The organism is Aestuariispira ectoiniformans (genome assembly GCF_025136295.1).
Classification (GTDB): Bacteria; Pseudomonadota; Alphaproteobacteria; order UBA8366; family Aestuariispiraceae; genus Aestuariispira_A; species Aestuariispira_A ectoiniformans.
This window is the reverse complement of sequence record NZ_CP062788.1, coordinates 2533432-2557364: the sequence shown is the minus strand read 5'-3', so window position 1 is coordinate 2557364 and position 23933 is coordinate 2533432. Positions and strand designations below refer to the sequence as shown.

26 protein-coding genes and 1 tRNA gene are annotated in these 23933 nt (G+C 55.1%); 12 read left to right on the top strand and 15 right to left on the bottom strand.

Annotated elements, in window-relative coordinates:
• Positions 1–248: 248 nt before the first annotated feature.
• The 4 genes from guaB to IF205_RS11850 all read left to right on the top strand — a co-directional run bounded on the left by guaB (position 249) and on the right by IF205_RS11850 (position 4504).
• A complete protein-coding gene (gene guaB / locus IF205_RS11865; RefSeq protein ID WP_259779580.1) occupies positions 249–1712 on the top strand; it encodes an IMP dehydrogenase in 1464 nt (487 codons plus the stop codon).
• Between the two features lie 54 nt (positions 1713–1766).
• On the top strand, positions 1767–2345 hold the full coding sequence (locus IF205_RS11860; protein ID WP_259779579.1) for a GNAT family N-acetyltransferase: 579 nt from the start codon (positions 1767–1769) through the stop codon (positions 2343–2345).
• A 273-nt stretch (positions 2346–2618) separates the two neighbouring features.
• Positions 2619–3188 (top strand): GNAT family N-acetyltransferase, encoded by a 570-nt coding sequence (locus IF205_RS11855; protein ID WP_259779578.1) that lies wholly within the window; start codon positions 2619–2621, stop codon positions 3186–3188.
• Positions 3185–4504 carry an RsmB/NOP family class I SAM-dependent RNA methyltransferase gene (locus tag IF205_RS11850; protein ID WP_259779577.1) on the top strand — a complete coding sequence of 440 codons (1320 nt, stop codon included), beginning with the start codon at positions 3185–3187 and terminating at the stop codon, positions 4502–4504. The genes IF205_RS11855 and IF205_RS11850 overlap by 4 nt, the downstream gene beginning before the upstream one ends.
• Before the next feature lie 63 nt (positions 4505–4567).
• On the opposite strand, the gene IF205_RS11845 is transcribed toward IF205_RS11850, so the two are convergent.
• Genes IF205_RS11845 through IF205_RS11835 form a run of 3 tightly spaced genes read right to left on the bottom strand, consistent with a single transcriptional unit; the run spans position 4568 to position 5502 of the window.
• A complete protein-coding gene (locus IF205_RS11845; RefSeq protein WP_259779576.1) occupies positions 4568–4942 on the bottom strand; it encodes a RidA family protein in 375 nt (124 codons plus the stop codon).
• Positions 4943–4978: 36 nt separating this feature from the next.
• Positions 4979–5194, bottom strand: a complete 216-nt coding sequence (locus tag IF205_RS11840; protein WP_259779575.1) for a DUF2798 domain-containing protein — start codon at positions 5192–5194, stop codon at positions 4979–4981.
• Positions 5194–5502 carry a putative quinol monooxygenase gene (locus tag IF205_RS11835; RefSeq protein ID WP_259779574.1) on the bottom strand — a complete coding sequence of 103 codons (309 nt, stop codon included), beginning with the start codon at positions 5500–5502 and terminating at the stop codon, positions 5194–5196. The genes IF205_RS11840 and IF205_RS11835 overlap by 1 nt, the downstream gene beginning before the upstream one ends.
• Before the next feature lie 101 nt (positions 5503–5603).
• Here IF205_RS11835 and IF205_RS11830 point away from each other — a divergent pair, with 101 nt between their 5' ends.
• The 4 genes from IF205_RS11830 (at position 5604) to IF205_RS11815 (ending at position 9157) form a co-directional block, all read left to right on the top strand.
• Complete coding sequence (locus IF205_RS11830; RefSeq protein WP_259779573.1) at positions 5604–6503, top strand: LysR family transcriptional regulator; 900 nt, start codon at positions 5604–5606, stop codon at positions 6501–6503.
• A gap of 144 nt (positions 6504–6647) precedes the next feature.
• The gene (gene guaA / locus IF205_RS11825) at positions 6648–8201 is read left to right on the top strand and encodes a glutamine-hydrolyzing GMP synthase (protein WP_259779572.1); all 1554 of its coding nucleotides are present in this window, start codon (positions 6648–6650) and stop codon (positions 8199–8201) included.
• A 3-nt stretch (positions 8202–8204) separates the two neighbouring features.
• Positions 8205–8489, top strand: a complete 285-nt coding sequence (locus tag IF205_RS11820; protein ID WP_259779571.1) for a putative quinol monooxygenase — start codon at positions 8205–8207, stop codon at positions 8487–8489.
• An 80-nt stretch (positions 8490–8569) separates the two neighbouring features.
• Positions 8570–9157 carry a HutD/Ves family protein gene (locus IF205_RS11815; RefSeq protein ID WP_259779570.1) on the top strand — a complete coding sequence of 196 codons (588 nt, stop codon included), beginning with the start codon at positions 8570–8572 and terminating at the stop codon, positions 9155–9157.
• 7 nt (positions 9158–9164) lie between these two features.
• Here the strand turns inward: IF205_RS11815 and dtd are convergent, their stop codons facing one another.
• The 5 genes from dtd to IF205_RS11790 all read right to left on the bottom strand — a co-directional run bounded on the left by dtd (position 9165) and on the right by IF205_RS11790 (position 12269).
• On the bottom strand, positions 9165–9602 hold the full coding sequence (gene dtd / locus IF205_RS11810) for a D-aminoacyl-tRNA deacylase (RefSeq protein WP_259783274.1): 438 nt from the start codon (positions 9600–9602) through the stop codon (positions 9165–9167).
• Positions 9603–9607: 5 nt separating this feature from the next.
• Complete coding sequence (locus IF205_RS11805) at positions 9608–9826, bottom strand: helix-turn-helix domain-containing protein (RefSeq protein WP_259779569.1); 219 nt, start codon at positions 9824–9826, stop codon at positions 9608–9610.
• Positions 9826–10365 (bottom strand): DUF2975 domain-containing protein, encoded by a 540-nt coding sequence (locus IF205_RS11800; RefSeq protein ID WP_259779568.1) that lies wholly within the window; start codon positions 10363–10365, stop codon positions 9826–9828. Before IF205_RS11800 ends, IF205_RS11805 begins: the two co-directional genes overlap by 1 nt.
• 121 nt (positions 10366–10486) lie before the next feature.
• Positions 10487–11224, bottom strand: a complete 738-nt coding sequence (locus IF205_RS11795; protein ID WP_259779567.1) for an RlmE family RNA methyltransferase — start codon at positions 11222–11224, stop codon at positions 10487–10489.
• On the bottom strand, positions 11208–12269 hold the full coding sequence (locus tag IF205_RS11790; RefSeq protein WP_259779566.1) for a Ppx/GppA phosphatase family protein: 1062 nt from the start codon (positions 12267–12269) through the stop codon (positions 11208–11210). Before IF205_RS11790 ends, IF205_RS11795 begins: the two co-directional genes overlap by 17 nt.
• 311 nt (positions 12270–12580) lie before the next feature.
• Between IF205_RS11790 and IF205_RS11785 the strand changes: the two genes are divergently transcribed.
• The 4 genes from IF205_RS11785 to IF205_RS11770 all read left to right on the top strand — a co-directional run bounded on the left by IF205_RS11785 (position 12581) and on the right by IF205_RS11770 (position 14934).
• A tRNA-Gln gene (locus tag IF205_RS11785) sits at positions 12581–12654 on the top strand.
• A 408-nt stretch (positions 12655–13062) separates the two neighbouring features.
• A complete protein-coding gene (locus IF205_RS11780; protein ID WP_259779565.1) occupies positions 13063–13713 on the top strand; it encodes an acyl-homoserine-lactone synthase in 651 nt (216 codons plus the stop codon).
• A 24-nt stretch (positions 13714–13737) separates the two neighbouring features.
• Complete coding sequence (locus tag IF205_RS11775) at positions 13738–14526, top strand: helix-turn-helix transcriptional regulator (RefSeq protein WP_259779564.1); 789 nt, start codon at positions 13738–13740, stop codon at positions 14524–14526.
• 42 nt (positions 14527–14568) lie between these two features.
• Positions 14569–14934, top strand: a complete 366-nt coding sequence (locus IF205_RS11770) for a helix-turn-helix domain-containing protein (protein WP_259779563.1) — start codon at positions 14569–14571, stop codon at positions 14932–14934.
• 72 nt (positions 14935–15006) lie between these two features.
• Here the strand turns inward: IF205_RS11770 and IF205_RS11765 are convergent, their stop codons facing one another.
• The 7 genes from IF205_RS11765 to IF205_RS11735 form a co-directional block, all read right to left on the bottom strand.
• A complete protein-coding gene (locus IF205_RS11765) occupies positions 15007–16287 on the bottom strand; it encodes a Zn-dependent hydrolase (protein WP_259779562.1) in 1281 nt (426 codons plus the stop codon).
• A gap of 9 nt (positions 16288–16296) precedes the next feature.
• On the bottom strand, positions 16297–17574 hold the full coding sequence (preA, locus tag IF205_RS11760) for an NAD-dependent dihydropyrimidine dehydrogenase subunit PreA (protein WP_259779561.1): 1278 nt from the start codon (positions 17572–17574) through the stop codon (positions 16297–16299).
• A 19-nt stretch (positions 17575–17593) separates the two neighbouring features.
• A complete protein-coding gene (locus tag IF205_RS11755; RefSeq protein ID WP_259779560.1) occupies positions 17594–18931 on the bottom strand; it encodes an NAD(P)-dependent oxidoreductase in 1338 nt (445 codons plus the stop codon).
• Between the two features lie 355 nt (positions 18932–19286).
• On the bottom strand, positions 19287–20855 hold the full coding sequence (locus tag IF205_RS11750; RefSeq protein WP_259779559.1) for a SulP family inorganic anion transporter: 1569 nt from the start codon (positions 20853–20855) through the stop codon (positions 19287–19289).
• A 174-nt stretch (positions 20856–21029) separates the two neighbouring features.
• Positions 21030–22097 (bottom strand): sn-glycerol-3-phosphate import ATP-binding protein UgpC, encoded by a 1068-nt coding sequence (locus IF205_RS11745; RefSeq protein WP_259779558.1) that lies wholly within the window; start codon positions 22095–22097, stop codon positions 21030–21032.
• 29 nt (positions 22098–22126) lie between these two features.
• Complete coding sequence (ugpE, locus tag IF205_RS11740; RefSeq protein WP_259779557.1) at positions 22127–22981, bottom strand: sn-glycerol-3-phosphate ABC transporter permease UgpE; 855 nt, start codon at positions 22979–22981, stop codon at positions 22127–22129.
• Between the two features lie 16 nt (positions 22982–22997).
• The gene (locus tag IF205_RS11735) at positions 22998–23876 is read right to left on the bottom strand and encodes an ABC transporter permease subunit (protein WP_259779556.1); all 879 of its coding nucleotides are present in this window, start codon (positions 23874–23876) and stop codon (positions 22998–23000) included.
• Positions 23877–23933 lie beyond the last annotated feature (57 nt).

Genomic DNA, 23933 nt, shown 5'->3' with positions numbered 1-23933 from the left:
GATGGTTCACACCATCGGCCTTTTTTGCGATTCGTGGCCCATCAGGATGCCACGAACCAAGTTTTTCGCACTCCATGCAAGCACAAAACTTCTGAAATCTATTTTTTTGCATTTTATGCAACAGATTATTCATCAAACTGAAAAATAAAGCCTAAAAATGCACAGCCATTTCATATGAACCTTGTTTTTTGATAAAAAATGCATATAGTCCCTGAAACGAAACACCAGCCCGAAAAGGAAATCGCCCGATGAGCATCCGTGAAGCCCTCACGTTTGATGACGTTCTCCTGCAACCCGCCCGGTCCTCCGTGCTGCCGCATGAGACGAATACAAAGACCCGCCTCACCCGGGACGTTACCTTGGGCATTCCTTTGATTTCGGCTGCCATGGACACGGTGACCGAGGCAAATCTGGCTATCGCCATGGCGCAGTTGGGCGGCATCGGGGTCATCCATAAGAACATGACGGCCGAAGAGCAGGCCGACGAGGTCCGCAAGGTTAAGCGTTTTGAATCGGGCATGGTGGTGAACCCGATCACAATCACGCCGGAAAAGACCCTTTCCGATGCTCTCGGGTTGATGCGTTACCACAATATCAGCGGCATTCCGGTTGTTTCCAAGCGCAAGGGCCATCTGGTGGGCATCCTGACCAACCGTGACGTCCGTTTCGCCAATGATCCGGCAACCCCGGTCCGCGACCTGATGACCCGCCGCGGTCTCATCACGGTTCAGGAAGGCGTTGGCGCGGAAGAAGCCAAGCAGCTTTTGCACAAGCATCGCATTGAAAAACTGCTTGTGGTCGACGATGAGAAACACTGCGTCGGCCTGATCACCGTGAAAGACATTGAAAAGTCGCAGGAGCACCCGAACGCAGCCAAAGACGAAATCGGGCGTCTGCGCGTTGCCGCCGCCACAGGTACCGGTGAACAGGGCCTGATCCGCGCCGAAGCCCTGATCGACGCCGGTGTTGATGTGATTGTCGTCGACACCGCACACGGTCACAGCGCAGGCGTCCTGGAGCAGATCACCGCAGTGAAGAAACTGAGCAACGCCGCCCAGGTTATCGCAGGCAACGTTGCGACCCCTGAAGGTGCGAAGGCCCTGATCGATGCAGGCGCAGATGCAGTCAAAATCGGCATTGGCCCTGGCTCCATCTGCACAACCCGTATCGTTGCCGGTGTCGGCGTTCCGCAGTTGACGGCGATTATGGAATGCGCGGAAATCTGTGAACAGAATGGCGTTCCGGCAATTGCCGACGGCGGCATCAAGTTCTCCGGCGACTTTGCAAAAGCTATTGCTGCCGGTGCAGATTGCGTCATGATCGGCTCCCTGCTGGCCGGAACCGAAGAATCTCCTGGCGAGGTCTTCCTGTATCAGGGCCGGTCCTACAAATCCTACCGCGGGATGGGTTCTGCGGGCGCCATGGCGCGCGGCTCCGCCGACCGTTACTTCCAGGAACAAGTCAACGAATCCAACAAATTCGTGCCGGAAGGTGTTGAAGGCCGCGTTCCGTTCAAAGGGCCCGTCGCAGGTGTCATCCATCAGTTGCTTGGCGGGTTGAAGGCGTCCATGGGCTATACCGGTAACGGGACCGTTGCGGAAATGCAGAAGAACTGCACCTTCCGCAAGATCACCTCTGCCGGGCTGCGGGAAAGTCATGTTCATGACATTACCGTCACGAAGGAAGCACCGAACTATCAGATTGACCGCTAAGGTATTTATGACGGACGGTGCCTCCCTGACGGATAAAAAAGGGGGGGACCGTCCGTGACCATACCGACTTTACTCACTGAACGGCTGCGCTTACGCCCTGTCTTGTCTGGAGATGTCGATCTCATGATCGAACTGGGCTGCAACCCGGCGGTCATGCAATATGTCCAACCTGTAATGTCTGCAGAAGACACCAGGAAAGTCATGCCCATCCTGATGGACTACCCGCATAGTGACGATCTGGGGCATTGGGTTGTCGAAACACGCGAAGACAATATGCCTGTCGGCGAGGTAAGCCTAGGCTTCCTTCCCCTTAATCGCCCGGATGTTGTGCCCGACTTAAAGGCGGGCGATGTAAATTATTCCGACGAAGTTGAAATCGGTTATCTTTATCTCCCAAGTGCCTGGGGCAAAGGCTATGCGACAGAAGCGGCTGCACGCCTTCTAGCGTATGCTTTCAACGATATCTTTTTGAAAAAAATTGTCGCCGTTACCGATGACAGAAACCACAGCTCGCAAAAGGTGCTGACAAAAATCGGCATGCGCCACACCGGCGACCGCCATGCCTATGGGTATGATGTGCAGGGATTTGAAATCCGTGCAGACGAGTGGAAATCAAAGGCGAAATCCACCTAATACCATTTGAGCATAACAGCCATGCTTAAAATTCAAATCAGCACACTTGCGAAATCGGCTATTCCATGACATCACCGTGACATAGTTGGGGCTGGTGCGTCAGAAATGACCGTCACTACCCCCGTCCGTATTCCTGGGTTCGGAACCAGATCACGGCGACAAGTTCGGCTATCCCTGACAACGGGGCGAAAGCAGATCCATGACTTGCATGGAGGCAGACCGATTTTGTCCGTTATCTGGGTTCCATCATACTTTGAGGAGGAAGGAGGCCCGATGAAAGCCACCGCAACAATCCGTACCGACCGTCTTACCTTACGACCGCTCGCGCTGACGGATTTGCCTCTTTTCATTGAAATGGACACCGACCCGGACGTCATGCGCTATATCCGCGACGTCATGACCAAAGAACAAGTTACCGAACGATTCGACGATATCCTCTCCAACGTTGACAACCTCTTCATCGGCTTCTGGGTAATCCAGCCTCAGGCGAGCGACACCCCGGACGGTTGGGTCATGCTGAAACATCTGCCCACCGATGCACCGAACGGCACGAAGGTTCAACAGGTCAATGGCGGCGACATCGAAGTCGGTTACCGTCTGCGCCAGATGTCCTGGGGCAATGGATATGCAACCGAGGCCGGTAAAGCCGCGCTGCATGAAGCCTTCGAAACACTGGGCCTGGAGAAGGTTGTCGCCGTTACCGATTTCGACAACATGCGTTCCCGCAATGTCCTCGCCAAGCTTGGCTTGAACAACACCGGCCCCCGGAAAGCCTACGGCCAGGAAGTTCTGGGCTATGAAATCGTAAAATCCGACTGGGATACGCGGCGGAGCAAGCCATGAAGCCCGGAGCCCGCATCGCGGCCGCCATCGAAATCCTCGATCTGATCGACCTTCCTGACGCAATACCGGCAGACAAAGTCCTGGCGGACTGGAACCGCAAAAACCGCTTTGCCGGATCAAAGGACCGCAACGCCATCGCCGAAATGGTCTATGGCGTATTGCGCCGCCGCGCCCAACTGGATTGGTGGCTGCAGCGCTGCAATGGTGACCTGGACAATCGCGCCCGCCTTCTCGTCTGGTTACAGGCGATCAATGGCGTTACGTTAGAAGACCTGACCCTCTCCTTCGACGGTAGCCAATATGCCCCTACTCCACTCAGCGCACGCGAAGAGCGGGTCGCCGTAGAGATGCAAGGGCAGCAAATCGACAGTGGCTGTCAGCCGGTATCGGCGAAGGGCAACTTCCCCGACTGGATGGAAAGCCGTTTCGTCGAACTCTATGGTGCAAAGGTCGATAAATATCTGGCTGCGATGACCGAGGAGGCACCGGTTGACCTTCGCGTCAACACCCTGAAAGGCACCCGAAGCGACGCCATGAAGGCGCTGGCCGAGGAAGGCATAGAGACCACATCATCACGCTTTTCCCCTGTCGGCCTGCGCCTGCCGAAACGTATGCCGCTGTCCGGCACCAAGGCATTCCGCGACGGGCTAATCGAAGTCCAGGACGAAGGCTCCCAGCTTGCGGCCCTTCTGGCGGATGCACGCGCTGGCCATAAGGTCGTTGATTTTTGCGCAGGCGCGGGCGGTAAGTCGCTCGCCATGGCCGCGACCATGAAAAACACAGGGCGCATTGTCGCCTGTGACGTATCGGAGGCCCGCCTCAAACGGGCAGCACAGCGCCTCAAGCGTGCCGGGGCCTTCATGGTAGAACGTCGACCGCTCACCTCCGAGCGGGACAAATGGATCAAGCGTCGGGCCGCTCGTTTCGGTGGTGGCTTTGACCGAGTCCTGGTGGATGCGCCCTGCTCCGGAACAGGCACATGGCGGCGAAATCCGGACCAGAAATGGCGACTAAAAGGACAGGATATTGAGGAGCTGACGGCCCTTCAGGCATCTATCCTGGATTCCGCCTCCCGCCTGGTTGGCGCCGGTGGACGGCTAATCTATGCGACCTGTTCGATCCTGAACGAGGAGAACGACGCCCAGATTGACCGTTTCCTGGCGGAAAACCCGAGTTTCTTCCTGCATCCCATCAAACAAATCTGGCAGGAAATCTTCCCCTCGCCCTGCCCGACGGACGGGGATACGCTGCGCCTCAACCCGTTGGATCATGGCACAGACGGCTTCTTTGTCGCCGTCCTTGAGCGAAAGCTCTGATCAATGTGAAAACACGAACGCCCGCCTGATAAAAACAGGCGGGCGTTCGCTTTTCGACAAACATCAAACAGCCATTACGGCTTCGATCTCAACTTTGAGGTCCGGACTGAAAAGCCCTACAACCTCCACCAGCGAGCTGGCCGGTTTATTGTCCCCATAGGTCGCTGTTAAGGCGTCCCGCAGCCCCCCGATTTCATCGAGGCTTGTTACAAAAATCGTCACCTTGATCAATTGGGACAGCGACGTGCCATGCTGTTTAGCAATCTGGCCTAATTGTTCGAAGATAACTTCCGCCTGCTCACCGATTGTGCCCTTCTGCGCCTTCGTGCCAAAGGCGGTCAGCCCCGATGTGTATAGGACATCACCATACCGGACGGCATGAACATAAGGACCGACGGGACTTTCCAGGTCCGGACAGTTTTGACGAATCAAAGCCATTTGCGCTTCCCCCCATAGTATTCAACATCCTGTTCCCTAGGCCGGTGAGACCAGTTTCCGTGTAACGGCCTGCACCGTCGGCCCGCACAGGAACGCAATAACCGCTGCTGCCGGCCAGGCAAGAGAAAAAGCATTCATCCAATGCTCGAATAGCTCACCGCTCCAACCAAGGTTAATCCATGTCACCCAAAGAGACATAAGCGACGATAAGACAAAAGACATAAGAACTGAAAAAACCAGACGATATTTCATTACACTAACCCTCCACCTTTCAGAGAAACATCCGTCAGCCGTTCCACATAGCGAACTGACGTCAGGTTCCGATCCAGAACCGCTTTTGTGTGGGGCATTTCAAAATGCGCCTTCAATGCGGCGTCGTCCTGCCAGCATTCCCACAACATAAAATGCTTCGGGTTCTCCCGGCTCTGCAGGACATCGAACTTGAAACAACCGGGTTCTTTCACTGTTTCCTCCGCAAGACCGGCAAGGGCCTTTCTCGCCTCCTCAACATCCGCGCCATCCTGAACCGAAATTCCCGCGCTGATCCATAACCTGGACATCAAAACCTCACATTCTGTTGTGATTACTGGTATTGATTTACTATTTCCATTATTTTTAATAAATAGACAGAAATGACATTACAAATTCCAAAAATAGAATCATGTTTGATGATATCGCCTTATTTGTTCATATCGTTCGACGACAAGGTCTGGCCGCTGCGGCAAAGGCCCTCAACCTGCCACCGGCAACCGTCACCAGACGTCTTCAGAAGTTGGAGGAAACACTTGGTTGTCAGCTATTGCACCGCTCCGCGCGAAAATTTGCACTGACGACAGAAGGCGAAAGCTACTATCAGGCCTATAGCGATCTCGTACAGGAATTCGAGCAGACCGCCCAACGCCTGAGCAGCGACATTCATTTGCCACATGGGCGGCTTCGGGTGTCGGCCCCCACCAATATCTCCATCGGCTTTCTTCAACCGATGTGGTCGGGTTTCATCAAGGAGCACCCGGATATTCAGTTGGACCTGCATTTGAACAACCAGATTACCGATCTTCTGAACGGACAGATCGACATCGCCCTACGTGTGGGACCGCAGCCGGATTCCCAGCTTTTCCAACAGCGATTGGGAAGCGTGGCGACCGTCCTCGTCGCCTCTCCAGGTTACCTCTCGACCTATGGCCAGCCCGAAACCCTGTCGGACCTGGAAAATCATCGGATCATTGCGAATAGGCATTTCCTTCCGTGGAGGTTGCAAATGCCGGAAAACGACCAGCAGGAAATAATTTACCCCACTGCAACAACACAAGTCGACGACCTGCATCTGGCGGCGCAATTCGCTGTCGACGACCTGGGCATTACCATTTTGCCGGTGATCGAAGTTCATGCACATTTGGAGGAGGGCCGACTCCAGCGCGTTCTCAGCCCCTGGTACGGCCCCAGACGCGACCTTTTCGCCATCTGGCCCAGCGGCCGCCTGCTCAATGCAAAGGCCAAATGCCTGCGGGAATATATGCAACGCTACATGAGCGGTTTCCCAATTCTCCAGGGCTATTACTGACTATTTCCACGAACGAAGGCGATGTGCCCGAAACTTTCGTCTGGAAACCCCTCTTTTTTCCCGGTTTCCGCTGTCAAGGAGATTGAAGAAACGGCGCAAATGCCGTAGTAAACGGGCGCATATATTATGTCAGGAGCCGCCTTAATGACCGACCGCATTCTCATCATTGATTTCGGCAGCCAGGTAACCCAGCTTATCGCACGTCGCGTGCGTGAAAGCGGGATCTACAGCGAAATCGTCCCATTCAACAGTGTAGACGACGCGTTGCTGGAAAATTTCGCCCCCAATGGCGTAATCCTTTCCGGCGGACCGGCCTCGGTAACCTGGGAAGAATCTCCACGGGCGCCGCAGAAGGTCTTTGAAATGGACGTGCCAGTCTTCGGCATCTGCTATGGCCAGCAGACGATGATGGAACAGCTTGGCGGCAAGGTGGAAACCTCCGACCATCGTGAATTTGGCCGCGCCTATGTGGACATTCAGGAAGACTGCGAAATCTTCCAGGGTGTCTGGGCGACAGGCGGCAAGGAACAGGTCTGGATGAGCCATGGCGATCGCGTCGGCAAACTGGCACCCGGCTTCCGTGTGGTGGCCACCAGCGAAGGCGCACCCTATGCGGTCGTCGCCAATGATGAAAAACGCTATTACGCAGTTCAGTTCCACCCGGAGGTTGTCCACACCCCGCATGGGGCAGAGCTTCTGAGGAACTTCACCCATAATGTGTGTGGTTGCAAAGGCGACTGGACGATGGCGGCATTCAAGGACCAGGCCATTGCCAAAATCCGTGAGCAGGTTGGCGACGGCAAGGTGATTTGCGGTCTGTCCGGCGGCGTCGACAGCTCTGTTACAGCGGTCCTGACCCATGAGGCAATCGGCGACCAGTTGACATGCGTTTTCGTTGATCACGGCTTCATGCGCCAGGGCGAAGCAGAGCAGGTCGTCGACATGTTCCGCAACCAGTACAACATCCCCCTGGTTCACCGCGATGCATCTGACGAATTCCTCTCCGCCATCGGCGACAGCGTTGATCCGGAAGTAAAGCGTAAGGCCATTGGCAAGCTCTTCATCGAAGTCTTCGAAGAGGAGGCCAAGAAAATCGGCGGCGCGGATTTCCTGGCCCAGGGAACGCTCTATCCGGATGTCATCGAAAGTGTCTCCTTCACGGGCGGCCCGTCGGTCACCATCAAATCCCACCACAATGTGGGCGGTCTGCCGGAACGCATGAATATGAAACTGGTGGAGCCCCTGCGCGAATTGTTCAAGGACGAGGTTCGCGTCCTTGGTGAAGAACTGGGCCTGCCGCACAGCTTTGTCGGCCGTCACCCCTTCCCCGGTCCGGGTCTCGCGATCCGCATTCCGGGGCAGCCGATCACGGTTGAAAAACTGGATATCCTGCGCAAGGCCGACGCCATCTATCTGGAGGAAATTCAGAAGGCCGGCCTCTACGACGCCATCTGGCAGGCCTTTGCCGTGCTGCTGCCGGTCCGCACCGTCGGCGTCATGGGCGACGGCCGCACCTATGACTATGTCTGCGCCCTGCGCGCCGTCACCTCAACGGATGGCATGACTGCGGACTTCTATCACTTCGACCATGAATTCCTGGGCCGGGTGACCAACCGCATCATCAATGAAGTCAACGGCATCAACCGCGTGGTTTACGACTACACGTCCAAACCGCCGGGAACCATCGAGTGGGAATGATCAATGACGGGCAAGGTTACCTTACGCGGTCACATTGTTGTCCCGCAGGACGAGTTGGACGCGGTGAAAGCAGCGCTGGAAATTCATGTAGACCTGACGAGACGCGAAGCCGGGAACATCGTGTTTGAGGTCAACCAACGCTCGGACGATCCTTGCGTATTCGACGTCTATGAAGAATTTGTCGACAAGGCGGCCTTTGACGCACATCAGGCGCGCGTGAAGGCGAGTGACTGGGGAAATGCCACGATAAATGTGGAACGGCATTACACCATCACCCAGCCCGAGTAGACGACAAGCGTTGAAATAACCCAAGTTAAAGCGAGGTCTCCAGATCTCGCTTTAACTTTATCCGGACAACAGCCATTATCATGACTATGAAGACTGAGCTTCTCTCCCCCAGCGACTATCACGTCATGCCGTGGAAAAACGGCCTGGGTAAAACAACTGAAATCGCGATCGAACAGAACAGCGATAATCCTGAACGCTGTCTATGGCGCGTCAGCATCGCAGATGTGACCACAGACGGCCCCTTCTCACATTTCAACGCCTATCAGCGCCTTATTGCGACCATTGAAGGGGCAGGCATGGAATTGACAGTCGACGGCACCGCCCATGTGGTTCGCCATCGTGACCCCGCCTTTGCGTTCTCCGGCGAGGCAGAGGTTGATTGCCGACTGCTCGACGGTCCCATCCGGGATTTCAACCTGATTTACGATCCTGAGCTGGTGGCTGGTGACGTTGAACTTCTCTCACATGGAGAAGAACGGCAGCTCCAGGCCAAGCCTTCCGCCACCGTCTTCATTCATGCCCTGGACAGTATCGTGCATGTGGATGGGTTCGGGATGGTAAAATCCAATCATACACTCAAGCTTGAGGAATTGGATCAGCAGGTCCGTGTTCGTTGCGCGGAAAACGCTGCTGCAGTCATTGTGACAGTCACCCCCAAAGCCGTGTAACCGGCAATCAGGCGTCGTTAGAATCCATCACGATCGTAATAGGACCGTCATTGGTCAGACCCACCTGCATATTGGCCCCGAAACGGCCGGTTTCCACAGGCAGGCCCTGATCCCGCAAGGCGGCGCAGAGCAGGTCGTACAGTCGCTCTCCTTCCACAGGGTCGGCAGCAGCGGAAAAGCCGGGACGGTTCCCCTTCCGCCATTGCGCCGCCAATGTGAATTGACTGACCGCAAGGACTGCTCCACCGACATCAACGACCGACCGGTTCATCTTGCCATCCTCGTCGGCAAAAATCCGCATCAAGGCAATCTTGCGTGCAAAGAAGGAAACATTCTCGTCTGTATCCCCCTCTTCCGCACAGAACAGCACCAACAGGCCCCGGTCAATTGCCCCCACGGTTTCACCATCAATACGCACGCAAGCCTCAGAGACCCTTTGCAACACGACCTTCAATTCTCATCTCCTTCGGCCTGAAACTCCAGCAGGTCGCCAGGCTGACAGTTCAAGACGTCACAAATCTTTTCAAGCGTATCAAATCGAACACCTTTGACCTTGCCCGATTTCAGCATGGAAAGATTTTGCTCACTGATCCCGATTTGGGCTGCAAGCTCCTTTGACTTCATCTTGCGTTGGGCCAGGACCACATCCAGTCGAACAATTATCGGCATCAGACAAACTGCCTGTTTTCATCGGCCAGTTTCGCCCCTTCACCCAGAACCCAGGCGACGACAAGAAGAAGTCCGCCCATGAGAAGGACACCAAACTCCTGATCACTGACCGTGACAGACACCATCCGCTCCCCTTCCGGCCGGTCGAAGGTCAGATAGGCGGTCAACGCTGTTGTGCTCATAATCTCAACAATGGCATTCAGCAGGACGCAAATGCTGAAAGCCTTCAGGTGTCCGGCAGTTTCCGTATCAAAGATCCGCCCCGCGGCATAGGCGGAAAACAGCAGGACCAAACGCCACAACCCATAGATCAGTATCAACACCGGCACCATCGAAATTGCCAGCGCCCCGACCCGACGCAACAAAGACAAATCCGCATAACTAAGCCCCAAGTCAGCAAAGGCATCCGTTTCCTTCAGCCAATCCGCATTCAGCCAGACAGCCGCCTCCATCAGGGGCAAGGCAATAATGCCCAGCCAGCAGATAACACGCAGCGTCAGGCTGAGCCTGATTACCTTACTCAATGTACTGATCGTCATCGCAACCACTCCAAACATCATTTCAATAATTTATTCATGTATTACATGAATTTTTATATGTAAACACAAAAAACCCGCCTCCATTGGAGACGGGCTTATTTGTGGTTGATGCAATCGTCGTTTAGGGACGCTCGCCCCGGAATCCAATGGCCACGACATACATTTCAGCAGATTCCTTGCGGCTTGCCGGTGGTTTGAAATGTGCAACCTTTTGATAATCCCGCTTTAGCTGGTTCAACAGGTTCTGCTCCGTTCCACCGGAAAAGACTTTCGCAATAAAGCTTCCACCCGGCTTCAACACTTCCGCTGCGAAATAGGCGGCAGCCTCCACCAGACCGATGATCCGCAGGTGATCTGTCGGCGCATGACCGGTTGTCCAGGGCGCCATGTCGCTCAAGACCACGTCGACTGGCCCGCCGAGTGCGGATTTGAGCAGGTCCGGCGCATCATCGTCCATGAAGTCTTTTTGAATCAAGGTCGCCCCGGCAATCGGCTCCACCTCAAGCAGGTCGATCCCGACAACGGCACCCTTTTCGCCAATACGCTCCTGCGTCACCTGGACCCAACCGCCCGGCGCACAGCCCAGGTCCAAAACGGTTTGCCCTGGCTGCAGGAAGTCGTATTTGTCGTCAATTTCAATCAGCTTGAAGGCCGCACGCCCGCGGTAGCCCAACCGCCGGGCCTCGGCAACATAGGGATCGTTCAACTGGCGCTCCAGCCACCGCGTGGACGATGTCTTTCGGCGTTTCGCCGTTTTCACCCGAACGCGCGGCTGCCGTCCATCCGTCACATTACGGACAGAGGCTCCTTTTTTGCCTTTGCCCTTTTTACCACCGCCGCCTTTAACACCGCTCGCCATTCATCTGTCCCCATGTGGCCGACTCGACGTCCGCCGCTTTCATCAAATCCTGCAAAATGCCTTCACGTATCCCTCGATCCGCAACACGCAACCGGCCGACAGGCCAGACAGAACAAATTGCTTCCAAAATGATACACCCGGCCAATACCAGATCAGCCCGGTCTTTGCCAATACAGGGTTCATCTGCACGTTGCCCCAAAGACATCCGGCGCAGGCGGTGACTGATCTCCCGTGCGGCATCGAATGCCAAATAGCTGCCATCCACTTCAGAGCGAATATAGCGTGGCAAGGACCGGTCAATCCCGCTGAGTGTCGTCACAGTGCCGGATGTACCCAGCATTTGCACCCGGCCATCCGCAACCTTGGCCGCCAGCTTGTTGCGTAGGCAAAAGGCTTCCAGGACCTCGCGAATCGTTTCGACCCAACGCCCGTAGACCTGCTCGTCCAGAGCATCGGTGCCGATCTGCTCCCCCAGGGTGACAACCCCGTAGGGAATAGACATGCTGTCAACGATTGTCGTTGATCCAGACTTGCAATGAACCAGTACGACCTGGGTGCTGCCCCCGCCAATATCGAAGATAATGGCATAATCACTCCCCGGGCACAGCAACGGGACACAACCTTTAATCGCCAACCGTGCTTCCTCACGCGCGTCGATCACATCCAGCAGAACGCCTGTCTCGCTCATCACACGGTCGACAAACTGATCCCTGTTTGACGCCAGCCGGCAGGCCTGTGTCGCAATGGCCCGATAGCGGTTGACACCCCGCCGGTCCATTTTCTCCACACAAACCTGAATGGCTTCGATTGCGCGGCGCTGCGCCGCTTCGCTGAGCCGTCCGGAACTGCCCACGCCCTCACCCAGGCGAACGATACGGGAAAAGGCGTCGATCACCCGAATGCCTGACCGCGATGGCCGCGCGACCAAAAGACGACAGTTGTGGGTTCCAAGATCCAATGCCGCATAAGTATGCGCCCAGCGTCCCGTGGAAGGCATAAACCGTGACCGTGGTGCGATCCGGCGATGTTTCGTTTGGCGGGCCATTAAACAATACGTCCGGCATTATAATTATTATTCATAACAGTCCGTGCCACCGGTCCCCACCCCAGCACCGCACAGAATCAGCTTAACCAACCACTCTCGAAACCACAACATGAAGCCTCTCGAAGGTCGTGTATTCTATGAAGAAATTATGACAGATCGCGCCCGATAAAGCGACCGGGGCTGCCCAAATGGCGGCATGCCCGACGAACAGAATTTAAAAAGTCGAATTTTTGTAGTTGACCCTACAGGGCGCTTTGGCTAAAAACCCGCCACCGGCCACGAGATAGCAACATCAAATGGCACCGATCTGATGGGGGATAGGTTAACGGTAGACCCACGGACTCTGACTCCGTTAGTCCTGGTTCGAATCCAGGTCCCCCAGCCAATAAAACCCGCGATTGTTTCAATCGCGGGTTTTTCTATGCCGGAAAAGACCAGAACTGCAGCGAACGATATTGCATTGAGAATACCGCTGACAGCCACGTCGCGGCAGACAGCACAGCTATCTAGTCCCACTATTACTGATCACACCGAGTCCCGACCAATTAATGTATCTTCACAGGTATCATTCATCTCATAATCGAATGAAGAAAATAGCGCTAACACCGTAAAAGTACGGGTGAGCCGCACAATTCTAACGATTACCTATCCAAGGGTTACCGCCATTTTCCGGAAAATTCTTGTGAAATGGGCACTGGTAATTCCGTATTAGCAAGATCGTAATCAACACAATTGCAGAATACGCAGCCCTCGCTATCGAAGTCACATACAACTCTAGCGAAGGATATATTACATGCTCTCCCTTTTAGATAATAGCTCCGATTCCAAGCGTATTCAGTCTGTATACCGCCTGCGACACCGCGTTTTTAAAGAGCGCCTGGACTGGGAAGTAAACAGCACCAACAATATGGAGTTCGACGAATTTGACCACAACAACGCCTACCACCTGACGAAGCTAAGCCCCCAAGGCGAGGCAATTGGATGCGCCCGGATCATGCCGACGAATGGTCCCTACATGCTCAAGGACGTATTTGGGTTTCTGCTTCCATCCAAGCCACCTGCCGAAAACGACTTGTGGGAAATCAGCCGCTTTGCCGTTGATACCAAACAAATTCTCACAAATGGCTACCTCAGTTCCTTAACGACGGAACTTCTAATCGGTCTTGTCATCATCGCCCTCAACCTCGACCTCTCCGCATATGTCGCAGTTGTAGACTTGAGGATGGAGCGAATAGTCAACAGAACCGGCTGGCGGACGGAGCGTCTAGGCAAACCGATGAAAGTCGGCTCAACGACTGCCGTCGCGATTAAACTACCTACGGAAGAATCAATTCTGCGGGCAATGACCAAAAAAAACGACAACTTATCAGTCAAAATTGCATCACAACCATTACTTGATATGCAACACGATACAGGTATTATAACATGCAATAGACAGGTATAAATACGTAGAAATTGAGGCTTTCAAATGAGTGAAGCAGAGAAGTTCTCGTTCGTTGAACGCGCAATTCGCCGCATTAGGACGGCCGGTTCTCTTCGCGAGTTGGGCAAACTTGCAACGGCAGCCCTTCAGGATCAGGGCTTTTCCGGCTTCACTCTTTTGGAAGCAAGCGCAGAAACCTTCTTCTTGCATTACGGCACATACAGCGATACCTGGCTCGATAGATACCGGGAACGCGAATACGGATTGATAGATCCTGTATTGAAAAAACTTTATTCAGAAACAAATGCTTGGTCCTGGAACGCCAGAGATCATTTCAACGACAGCGACAAGGTCGTTGCGGATTTTTTCAAAGACGCCAGTATCCATTCCGTCTGCCAGGGCATCTCAGTTCCATTCCGTCGACAGGACGGATACCGGCTGTTCACAGCGGTATCTCCCAATTTCGAAAAACAAATTGAAGAATGGGTAGCCCCAATCAAGCTAATAGCGGAAAACTTTAACCTGCTTTTCACCTGCATTCATGAACAGGACAAGACCTCCCCGGCACAACATAGCTTCAGCATGCGGGAACGCCAGGCTTTGTTTTTGTCGGCAATCGGCGCAACAAGCGCTGATATGGGGGAACTTCTTGGCATTACAAAGCGCACCGCCGAGCAGCATATAGCGTCAGCCAAGGAGAAAATGGGCGCGCGAACCCAGGCAGCAGCTGTTGGCTACGCCATTGATGCCGGAATTATACAGCTCATGGATACGGGTTTATCACAATTTATGGAACAGAAGCTTTTCCGTATGCCTGATCCACGTAAACTATAATGCAATAACACTACTGTTGATTGAAATGACGAGGTCGATTTTATGCCACATCCAGTAGACATTCATGTCGGTAGCCGGGTCCGGGAGGCTCGTTCATTAAAAGGTATGAGCCAGGAACAGTTGGGGGTGATTTTGGGGATCAGCTTCCAGCAGGTTCAAAAATATGAAAAAGGCACAAACAGGATCGGCAGCAGCCGCCTCTGGGATATTTGCCGCGCGCTTGAAGTATCAATTGATTTTCTCTTTGATGGATTAGACGAGGCAAACCCTTTGAACAGCCCGATTCCGCGAAAGACGCTGAAACTGGCGCATCAGATCGAATCCATTGCCGATGGAACCATTCGCAACCAGATTTTGCAATTGATCAAGGCCTGCGCCTCAAACCCCGATTCCATGGCCGCAGATTGATAGAAAAAGCCCCGGGCCATTGTGGGACCGGGGCTGTAGAGCCTTCAACTGGTCTTGATTACTCTCCGGCGGTCAGGCCCCGGTATTTTCCAGAACCGTCTCATCCGCCTTGGCGATCATCGCCTGCAGCAGAACCTGCGCCCCGGCGGTTACCCATTCCGGTTTGGCATCCTCCACCTCGTTGTGACTGATACCGTCGATACAGGGGATGAAGATCATGCCCGTCGGTGTGACCTTCGACAGATAGCAGGCATCATGCCCCGCCCCTGACACCATATCCCGATGGGAATAACCGTTTAGTTCAACACCGTCGCGTACGGCCTGGACACAGCTTTCCTCGAACTTGATCGGGGCATAATACCAGATCTGTTCAAAGTCCATGCCGAGGCCGATATCCTCGGTAATCTCTTTGGCGGCCTCCCGCAGTTCCTTGTCCATCTTGGCAAGGATATCGTCGTCGGGATGGCGGAAATCGACTGTCAGGAACACCTTACCCGGAATAACATTTCGGGAGTTGGGATGAACCTGCATCATGCCCACCGTTGCACAGGCATAGGGCTGATTCGCCATGCCGATCCTGTTCACCGCGTCGACGATGCGTGATGCCCCCAACAGAGCATCCTTGCGCAGGTGCATGGGCGTCGGTCCGGCATGGGCCTCCACCCCGGTCAGCGTGATCTCATACCAGCGCTGTCCTTGGGCATCAGTGACAACACCGATCGTCTTGTCTTCATCTTCCAGGATCGGCCCCTGTTCGATATGGGCCTCGAAATAGGCGCCGACCGCATGGCCATCGATGTTTGGCTCGTCAGGTCCGGCATAGCCGATCCGCTCCAACTCCTCGCCCATGGTCTTGCCGTCCACATCCGCCCGGCTCAGGCCATAGTCCAGGTCGAAGACCTTCGCGAAGACGCCGGACGACACCATGGCGGGCGGAAAGCGGGAGCCTTCCTCATTGGTCCAGACGGAGACCTCCACCGGCGCTTCGGTGACATAGTCCGCATCGTTCAGGGACCTGATCACCTCCAGACCCGCCAGGACCCCATAGACACCGTCAAAACGGCCACCTGTCGGCTGGCTGTCCAGGTGACTGCCGGTGACGATCGGCGGCAGGTCGGGATTACGGCCTTCGCGGCGGGCAAAGATGTTACCCATCTTGTCGATCCGGATAGAACAGCCTTCGGCCTTGCACCAGTCGATGAAAAGGTCACGGCCCTGCTTGTCCAGATCGGTCAGAGCCAGGCGGCAAACACCGCCTTTCTCCGTCTCCCCGATTTTCGCCATATCCATCAGGCTTTGCCAAAGCCGTTCACCGTTGACCTTATGGTTCTGCGTTTGATTAATCGCGTTCATGATCGTTCCCTATTCCGCAGCCGCTTTCATCGGGTTATCAGGATGTTCCGGCCAGGTCAGATAGGGTTTGTCGTTCTCGACAGGTTCCATCGTGATACAACCCGGCACCGGACAGACATGGTAACAGAGGTTACAGCCAACACAGTCCTCGTCCACGACAGTGAAGGTCTTCTTGCCCGCCCCGCTCTCATCAATGCGAATGGCCTGATGCGAGGTGTCCTCGCAGGCAATGTGACAGCGCCCGCATTCTATACACTGTTCAGTATCAATGAGGGCCTTCACATCGTAGTTCATGTTCAATTCGTTCCAGTCCAGAACGTTCGGAACCGCCTTGCGCGTAAACTGCTCAACGCTTGTATAGCCCTGCTCGTCCATCCACTGGGACAGGCCGTCGATCATATCCTCGACAACCCGGAAACCGTAGACCATGGCCGCCGTACAGACCTGCACCGCATTCGCGCCCAGCGCCATGAACTCAGCCGCATCCTTCCAGGTGGTGATGCCACCGATCCCGGATATATGGAGATTGGCGCTGTCCGGATTGCGGGCGATTTCAGCCACCATATTAAGCGCGATCGGCTTGACCGCCGCCCCGCAATAGCCGCCATGCGACCCCTTGCCGTCCACAACCGGTTCCGGTGCCATGTGGTTGAGGTCCACGCCGGTGATGGAGTTTACCGTATTGATCAGCGAAACGGCATCCGCACCGCCACGGTAAGCCGCCTCTGCGGACCAGAGGATATTGGTGATATTGGGGGTGAGCTTGGTGAAGACCGGAATGTCGACCGCCTCTTTCACCCAGCGTGTCACCTGCTCCACCATTTCCGGCACCTGACCGATGGCAGAGCCCATGCCGCGTTCGCACATGCCATGCGGACAGCCCAGGTTCAACTCGATGCCATGGACACCGGCTTCCGCGATCTGGATTGCCAGTTCCTTCCAGTGGCGCTCCTCAATCGGGGCCATCATGGAACCGATGATGATCCGGTCCGGCCATTCCTCGCGAACCTCCCGAATTTCCTGAAGGTTCACCGCAAGCGGCCGGTCGGAAATCAACTCGATATTGTTGATCCCGATGACACCACGATTGGTGTCATGATGCGCGCCATAGCGGCTGGACATGTTGATCACCGGCGGGTCGATCCCCAGCGTCTTCCAGACAACACCACCCCAGCCCGCCTCAAAGGCGCGGACAACGTTGTATTTCTTGTCCGTCGGCGGTGCGGAGGCCAACCAGAAGGGGTTGATGCTTTCAATCCCGGCGATGGTACATTTCAAATCAGCCATTGTTCGGTCCCCTTCTCTCTTATGCGCCGGCCAGGAAGCGGTCGATGGCATGGGCCGCCTGCTTACCGTCTTCAACCGCCTGCACGGTCAGGTCCTCGCCGGACTTCACACAGTCACCACCGGCAAAGACACCTGCCACCGAGGTCTGATAGTCGTCATCCACAACGATCTTGCCGCGCTCGATAGTCAGCCCACCAAGCTTGCCCTCATCCAGCTTCTGCCCCACGGCTTTCAGCACCATATCCGCCCGGACTTCAAAGGTCTGGCCGTTGCCAACCAGTTTACCGTTGTCGAGTTCAGTATGCTCAAAGATCATGCTTTCGGCCTTACCATTACCTTTGATCGCCGTCGGCCTGGCCCAGTGACGCACAACGACGCCATTGACCTTGGCCAGGTCCTGCTCCCATTCGGTGGCGCCCATCTGCTCCGAACCACGGCGATAAACCAGCGTGACTTCCTGTGCCCCAAGGCGTTTTGCCTGAACGGCGGCGTCAATCGCGGTATTACCCCCACCAATAACGACAATGTTATTACCAACATTGACTACACTTTTGTCATTGGCCTGGCGCAGTTCTTCAATGAAGGCCACGGCATCCACAACGCCGTCCTTGTCTTCCCCGTCAACGCCAAGGTTATTGGTGCTTCCAAGACCAACGCCAACAAAGACCGCATCGAAACGCGCCTTCAGGTCATCAATGGACAGATTGTCGCCCAGCGCACTGCTATATTCGATGGAAATGCCACCGATCTGTAGCAGAAATTCGACCTCCTTCTGCGCAAAGTCATCAGCCATTTTATAGGCTGCCAACCCATATTCATTAAGGCCACCGGGCTTGGGCTTGGCTTCGAATATCACCACATCATGGCCCAGCATCGCCGCGCGATGAGCACAAGACAGCCCTGCAGGGCCCGCCCCGACAATCGCAACGGTCTTGCCCGTTGCGGGTTCGCGCGTGAACGGATGGGCTCCGCCCTGCTCCATCAGGTGATCCACGGCGTAACGCTGCAACCGGCCGATTTCCACCGGTTCGTCCTCCGCCACATTGCGGACGCAGGCCTGCTCGCACAGGGTTTCCGTCGGGCAGGCCCGCGCACAGGTTCCTCCCAGAATATTCTGGGACAGGATCGTGCGCGCAGACCCGCTCGGGTTATTCGTCGCGATCTTGCGAATGAAAGTGGGAATATCAATTGATGTCGGGCATGCACGCACACAGGGCGCGTCATAACAATAGAGGCAACGGCTCGCCGCCGCCATGGACTGCAAGCGGTTGAACCGCGGGTGCAGGTCTTCGAAGTTCTTGGCAATCTCTTCCCGGCTCGGCTTGCCCGGCGCGGTATTAACAGGATGCGTGGTCATCTTTGTCTCCCATCAGCATTGACCCTGATGTAAGCCCAAAGGGACACAACCATTCGGCAAAGATCACCCGTTCGCCGAAACCGTCATTCGGCGTGGTTACTTTCTGTTTTTTATGGCGCGGTGTCGGCCTATGCCGTTCTATGTGCGCTTCGATCCTTACAGGTCGCCTCCCTGATCCGACTGATTATTCCAAATAAGCAGCCGGGGGCGATTTTTCTTTATACGGGTAGTCTGACCCAATCCTGACCATTTGGTCAAGTTCAAAAATCAAAAAACGTAGACAGCAAAGAAAAAAGGCGCTGCGGTAACCCGCAACGCCTTCTCGTTCAAGTGCCTCTGGCAAAGGTGACTTATGTTATTTTGCCTCGGCGAAAGTTTCATCGTAGTCGACCGCAATACCGTATTTTGGGTCTTCGATCACAGAGACTTCCATCCATTTATTGGCTCGTTTCAGGAGTTTCTGACAGTCCTGGCTCAAATGACGAAGGTGCAATTTCTTGCCAGCCTGTTCGTAACGCTCTGCCAGGGTATCAATAGCCTGCAGGCCTGAATGGTCCCAAACGCGGGCACCGGCAAAATCAATGACCACATCATCCGGATCGGTCTTGGGATCGAACAGCTCATGGAAGCTGGCGATGGAACCAAAGAACAACGGCCCCTGCAGTTCGTAGGACTTTGAGCCATTGTCCAGTGTCTTGGTTTTCACCCAGATATGGCTGGCGCTTTTCCAGGCAAACACCAGGGCGGAGACGATCACACCGACTATAACCGCGATCGCCAGATCCTCAACCACCGTGACAGCGGAAACAAGAACCAGCACAAAGGCATCCGCCCGGGGGATACGCGTGATGATGCGGAAGGAAGACCAGGCAAAGGTGCCGATCACAACCATGAACATCACACCGACCAGGGCCGCCAGCGGGATCATCTCGATCAGGCCGGAGGCAAAGAGAATGAAGCTCAACAGGAACAAGGCGGCACAAATCCCGGCCACGCGGGTCCGTCCGCCGGAGGTCACGTTGATCATACTCTGGCCGATCATGGCGCAACCGCCCATACCACCGAAGAAGCCGGTCACCACATTGGCAGCGCCCTGGGCCAGGCATTCCTTGCTCGCCCCGCCTTTTTCCTCCAGCAATTCACTGACAAGGTTCAGGGTCAGCAGTGATTCGATCAAACCGATTGCCGCCAGGATCGCCGCATAGGGAACAATGATCCAGAAGGTTTCGAGATTGAGCGGTACAGAGGGGATATGGAAGCTGGGCCATCCGCCGGAGACGGAGGCCATGTCACCCACTGTGCGCACATCCAGATCGAAACCAATCACGATGGCACTGACCGCTGCAATCCCGACGAGCGGTGCGGGAATAGCCTTGGTTACCTTACCAACGCCATAAATGACCACCATGGTCAGCAGCACAAGACCGCCCATCAACAGCAGGGAATGCATATCCAGCCATTGTTTGGTTCCGTCCACCGTCACCTTGAACTGGCCCAACTGCGCCAGGAAGATCACAATCGCCAAACCGTTCACAAAGCCAAGCATGACCGGATAGGGCACGAGGCGAATGAATTTACCCAGGCGCAGGACACCGGCAAGAATCTGGAAAATCCCCATCAATACGACAGTCGCAAAGAGGTATTCGACGCCATGGGTCATCACCAGACTGACCATAACAACAGCCAATGCACCGGTAGCACCGGAAATCATGCCCGGACGGCCACCGAAAACGGCGGTGATCAGGCCGACAATAAAGGCGGCATAAAGGCCGACCAGCGGCTCTACATTGGCGACAAAGGCAAATGCCACGGCCTCCGGCACCAGCGCCAGTGCCACGGTCAGCCCGGAAAGAACTTCGGTTTTGTAACGGCCAAAGACGCTCGTCTCAGCCGCCTTTGGCGCAAGGCCGGCGGATTCCTGCATTGCTGACTGTCCTCATTCTACTTTTTTGTTGAGGGCGCGGGATACACTAGAAACCAACGAAACGCACGTTATTTCTTCATGAAAAGCCTTGCATTCTCGACAAATCCGTCATGCCGACCGACAAAAAAACCCCGGAGATTTTCCGGGGCTTTTTCCTGTCGGCTATTCACATCATCAGATCAGGCGTTTGCCACCATCACCGCTGTCAAACAGATGCAGTTTGTCATGCTCGATGCGGAGCGGCAGACGCTCCTGTTCCTTGATATCGGCCCGCCCGTTAAGGCGCGCGACGATAGGCTCTTTCATCCCATCCAGCAGGCCATAGACCAATGTGTCCGCGCCTAGCGGTTCGACCACGGACACGGTCAATTCCAGGTCCGGTTTCTCACCATTGGCCCGATGCAGGTTTTCAGGACGCAGACCGACTGTGCAATCGCTGCTGCCGTTGGACGGTTTACGCTGCAGGGTCGTGCCATCCGGCAATTGCAGGCCGCCTTCCGTGGTGCGCCCCGGAATGAAGTTCATCGAGGGCGACCCGATAAACCCGGCGACGAAAGTCGAAGCCGGATTTTCATAAATCTCAATCGGGGTCCCGATCTGTTCCGGCAGACCACCATTCATTACCACCAGACGGTCGGCCAGGGTCATGGCCTCGATCTGGTCATGGGTGACATAGACGGATGTAATACCAAGGCGGCGCTGCAGCTGTTTGATCTCCAGACGCATCTGAACACGCAACTTGGCGTCCAGGTTGGACAGCGGCTCGTCGAACAGGAAGACCGCAGGCTCACGCACGATGGCACGGCCCATGGCAACGCGCTGACGCTGACCACCGGAAAGCTGTTGCGGCTTGCGGTCCAGCAAATGATCCAGTTCCAGGATTTTCGCCGCCTCTTCCACGCGCTGTTTGATTTCACCCTTCTTGAACCCGCGGTTCTTCAGGGCATAGGCCATGTTATTGAAGACCGTCATATGCGGGTAAAGTGCATAGTTCTGGAAAACCATCGCAATGTCGCGCGCGGCGGGTTCCACCGCATTCACGCGGTCGCTGCCAATCATGAGATCACCATCGGAGATCGTCTCCAGGCCAGCAATCATCCGCAGCAAAGTGGACTTACCACAGCCCGACGGGCCGACGATAACGATAAACTCACCGTCCTGAATATCCAGGTCGATGCCATGCACCGCCTTGAAACCGTTGGGATAGGTTTTCTGAATATTCTTGAGAGATACAGTAGCCATAAGCGTATCCTTCGCTCGAAACTCGTTACTTACTTTTCGGTTTCAACCAGGCCTTTGATGAACATGCGCTGGAACACCACCACCACGAACACCGGCGGGATTGTCGCAAGCACAGTCAATGCGAAGGCTTTCTGGAACTGGGGCAATTCGCCCCCCTCGGTCAGGGCCTGGTAAATCTGTTTGATGCCGATGACGACGGTATAGAGCGTGTCGTCGGTGGTCATCAGCAGCGGCCAGAGATATTGGTTCCAGCCGACCACGAACATGATGATGAAAATCGCCGCGATCATGGTCTGTGACAGGGGTACCAGGATGTCGATGAAAAAGCGCACCGGCCCTGCCCCGTCCAGACGCGCGGCTTCCAGAATCTCGTCAGGTACGGCGCGATAGAACTGCCGGAAGAAGAAGGTCCCCGTCGCAGAAGCGATCAACGGCAGGATCAAACCGGTATAGGTATTCAGCAGCCCCAGATTTGCGACCACTTCATAGGACGGTACGATACGGACCTCCAGCGGCAGCAGCAGGGTCGAAAAGATGACCCAGAAGATCGGCACCGCCAGCCTGAAGCGGAAATAGACGATCGCATAGGCCGCCATCATCGAAATGATGACCTTGCCGGTGGCGAACCCCAGGCCAAGGACAAGACTGTTCCAAAGCATCCCAAGCGCCGTCACCTGGCCCTTGGTATTTTTCGGGTCGAAAAGAAGTGCCCCGTAATTCTCCAGGAAATGCCCGCCCGGCAGGAACTGCATGCCCTCGCGGAACAGAGTTTCCGCGGAATGGGTGGAGGACATGATCGCAATCCAGATCGGGGTGACCATGAACAGCGTGCCCAGAATCAGGATGATGTGGTTGGAAAGGACTCTCCAGCGGGATTGTAACATCGCTCTCTCCCTTCCCTTAATAATGAACTTTGCGTTCGATAAAGCGGAATTGCACAATGGTCAGCAGGAAGACCATCACCATCAGCACAACGGACTGTGCCGAACTGCCCCCCAAATCCGCCCCACGGAAGCCGTCCATATAGACTTTATAAACCAGGGTATTGGTCGACCCGCCCGGCGCACCGCGCGTCGTCGTATCGATGATCCCGAAAGTCTCGAAGAAGGCATAGGTCATGTTGATGATCAGCAGGAAAAAACTGGTCGGCGCCAACAGCGGGAAGGTAATCGTCCAGAACCGCTTTTCGGCGTTTTTGCAGTCCAGCGTTGCGGCTTCCTGAACCGATTTGGGAATGCTCTGCAAGCCGGAGAGGAAGAAGATGAAATTCACGCTGACCTGCTTCCAGACCGCGATCAGGGTCACCATGAAGGCCGCATCGAAGGGATGCTGCGCATGGTCGAAATCCATGCCCATATAATTCAGCAGGAAATACATGTCGCCGATCAGCGGACTGAACAGCATATGGCCCATCAGACCGGCCACCGGCGGGGCCACCGCATAGGCCCACATAAGAAGCGTCTTGTAACTGCGTGCACCTGTGATCACCTCATTGGCGCGTACGGCCAGGAAAAGCGATATCATCAGGGAAAGAAAAGAAACGGCAATCGAGAAAAAGAATGTGAAGGTCGCGGACTGCACCCACTGGCTGTCCAGGATCATATCCTCGTAATTACGGAACCAGACGAATTGCGACGACAATCCGAAAGCATCTTCCAGCAAAAACGACTGATAGATCGCCTGGCCCGCCGGCCAAAGAAAGAAGATCGCAATGATGAGAACCTGCGGCGCGACAAAAATATAAGGCACCGGGCTATGTTTAAATTGAACACGCTTCATGACGCTAACCTAATACTGACGTGACAAAGAGAATGGACGGCAGGCGAATGCCTGCCG

What these genes read in the sequence shown, in the direction of transcription:
- preA (WP_259779561.1), bottom strand. Translation starts at nt 17,574, where the DNA reads ATGGCTGATTTGAAATGTACCATCGCCGGGATTGAAAGCATCAACCCC.
- IF205_RS11815 (WP_259779570.1), top strand. Translation starts at nt 8,570, where the DNA reads ATGACTATGAAGACTGAGCTTCTCTCCCCCAGCGACTATCACGTCATG.
- IF205_RS11745 (WP_259779558.1), bottom strand. Translation starts at nt 22,097, where the DNA reads ATGGCTACTGTATCTCTCAAGAATATTCAGAAAACCTATCCCAACGGT.
- IF205_RS11795 (WP_259779567.1), bottom strand. Translation starts at nt 11,224, where the DNA reads ATGGCGAGCGGTGTTAAAGGCGGCGGTGGTAAAAAGGGCAAAGGCAAA.
- IF205_RS11855 (WP_259779578.1), top strand. Translation starts at nt 2,619, where the DNA reads ATGAAAGCCACCGCAACAATCCGTACCGACCGTCTTACCTTACGACCG.
- IF205_RS11840 (WP_259779575.1), bottom strand. Translation starts at nt 5,194, where the DNA reads ATGAAATATCGTCTGGTTTTTTCAGTTCTTATGTCTTTTGTCTTATCG.
- IF205_RS11790 (WP_259779566.1), bottom strand. Translation starts at nt 12,269, where the DNA reads ATGGCCCGCCAAACGAAACATCGCCGGATCGCACCACGGTCACGGTTT.
- IF205_RS11780 (WP_259779565.1), top strand. Translation starts at nt 13,063, where the DNA reads ATGCTCTCCCTTTTAGATAATAGCTCCGATTCCAAGCGTATTCAGTCT.
- guaA (WP_259779572.1), top strand. Translation starts at nt 6,648, where the DNA reads ATGACCGACCGCATTCTCATCATTGATTTCGGCAGCCAGGTAACCCAG.
- IF205_RS11770 (WP_259779563.1), top strand. Translation starts at nt 14,569, where the DNA reads ATGCCACATCCAGTAGACATTCATGTCGGTAGCCGGGTCCGGGAGGCT.
- guaB (WP_259779580.1), top strand. Translation starts at nt 249, where the DNA reads ATGAGCATCCGTGAAGCCCTCACGTTTGATGACGTTCTCCTGCAACCC.
- ugpE (WP_259779557.1), bottom strand. Translation starts at nt 22,981, where the DNA reads ATGTTACAATCCCGCTGGAGAGTCCTTTCCAACCACATCATCCTGATT.
- IF205_RS11835 (WP_259779574.1), bottom strand. Translation starts at nt 5,502, where the DNA reads ATGTCCAGGTTATGGATCAGCGCGGGAATTTCGGTTCAGGATGGCGCG.
- IF205_RS11775 (WP_259779564.1), top strand. Translation starts at nt 13,738, where the DNA reads ATGAGTGAAGCAGAGAAGTTCTCGTTCGTTGAACGCGCAATTCGCCGC.
- IF205_RS11755 (WP_259779560.1), bottom strand. Translation starts at nt 18,931, where the DNA reads ATGACCACGCATCCTGTTAATACCGCGCCGGGCAAGCCGAGCCGGGAA.
- IF205_RS11805 (WP_259779569.1), bottom strand. Translation starts at nt 9,826, where the DNA reads ATGCCGATAATTGTTCGACTGGATGTGGTCCTGGCCCAACGCAAGATG.
- IF205_RS11820 (WP_259779571.1), top strand. Translation starts at nt 8,205, where the DNA reads ATGACGGGCAAGGTTACCTTACGCGGTCACATTGTTGTCCCGCAGGAC.
- IF205_RS11850 (WP_259779577.1), top strand. Translation starts at nt 3,185, where the DNA reads ATGAAGCCCGGAGCCCGCATCGCGGCCGCCATCGAAATCCTCGATCTG.
- IF205_RS11845 (WP_259779576.1), bottom strand. Translation starts at nt 4,942, where the DNA reads ATGGCTTTGATTCGTCAAAACTGTCCGGACCTGGAAAGTCCCGTCGGT.
- IF205_RS11750 (WP_259779559.1), bottom strand. Translation starts at nt 20,855, where the DNA reads ATGCAGGAATCCGCCGGCCTTGCGCCAAAGGCGGCTGAGACGAGCGTC.
- IF205_RS11800 (WP_259779568.1), bottom strand. Translation starts at nt 10,365, where the DNA reads ATGACGATCAGTACATTGAGTAAGGTAATCAGGCTCAGCCTGACGCTG.
- IF205_RS11830 (WP_259779573.1), top strand. Translation starts at nt 5,604, where the DNA reads ATGTTTGATGATATCGCCTTATTTGTTCATATCGTTCGACGACAAGGT.
- IF205_RS11765 (WP_259779562.1), bottom strand. Translation starts at nt 16,287, where the DNA reads ATGAACGCGATTAATCAAACGCAGAACCATAAGGTCAACGGTGAACGG.
- IF205_RS11735 (WP_259779556.1), bottom strand. Translation starts at nt 23,876, where the DNA reads ATGAAGCGTGTTCAATTTAAACATAGCCCGGTGCCTTATATTTTTGTC.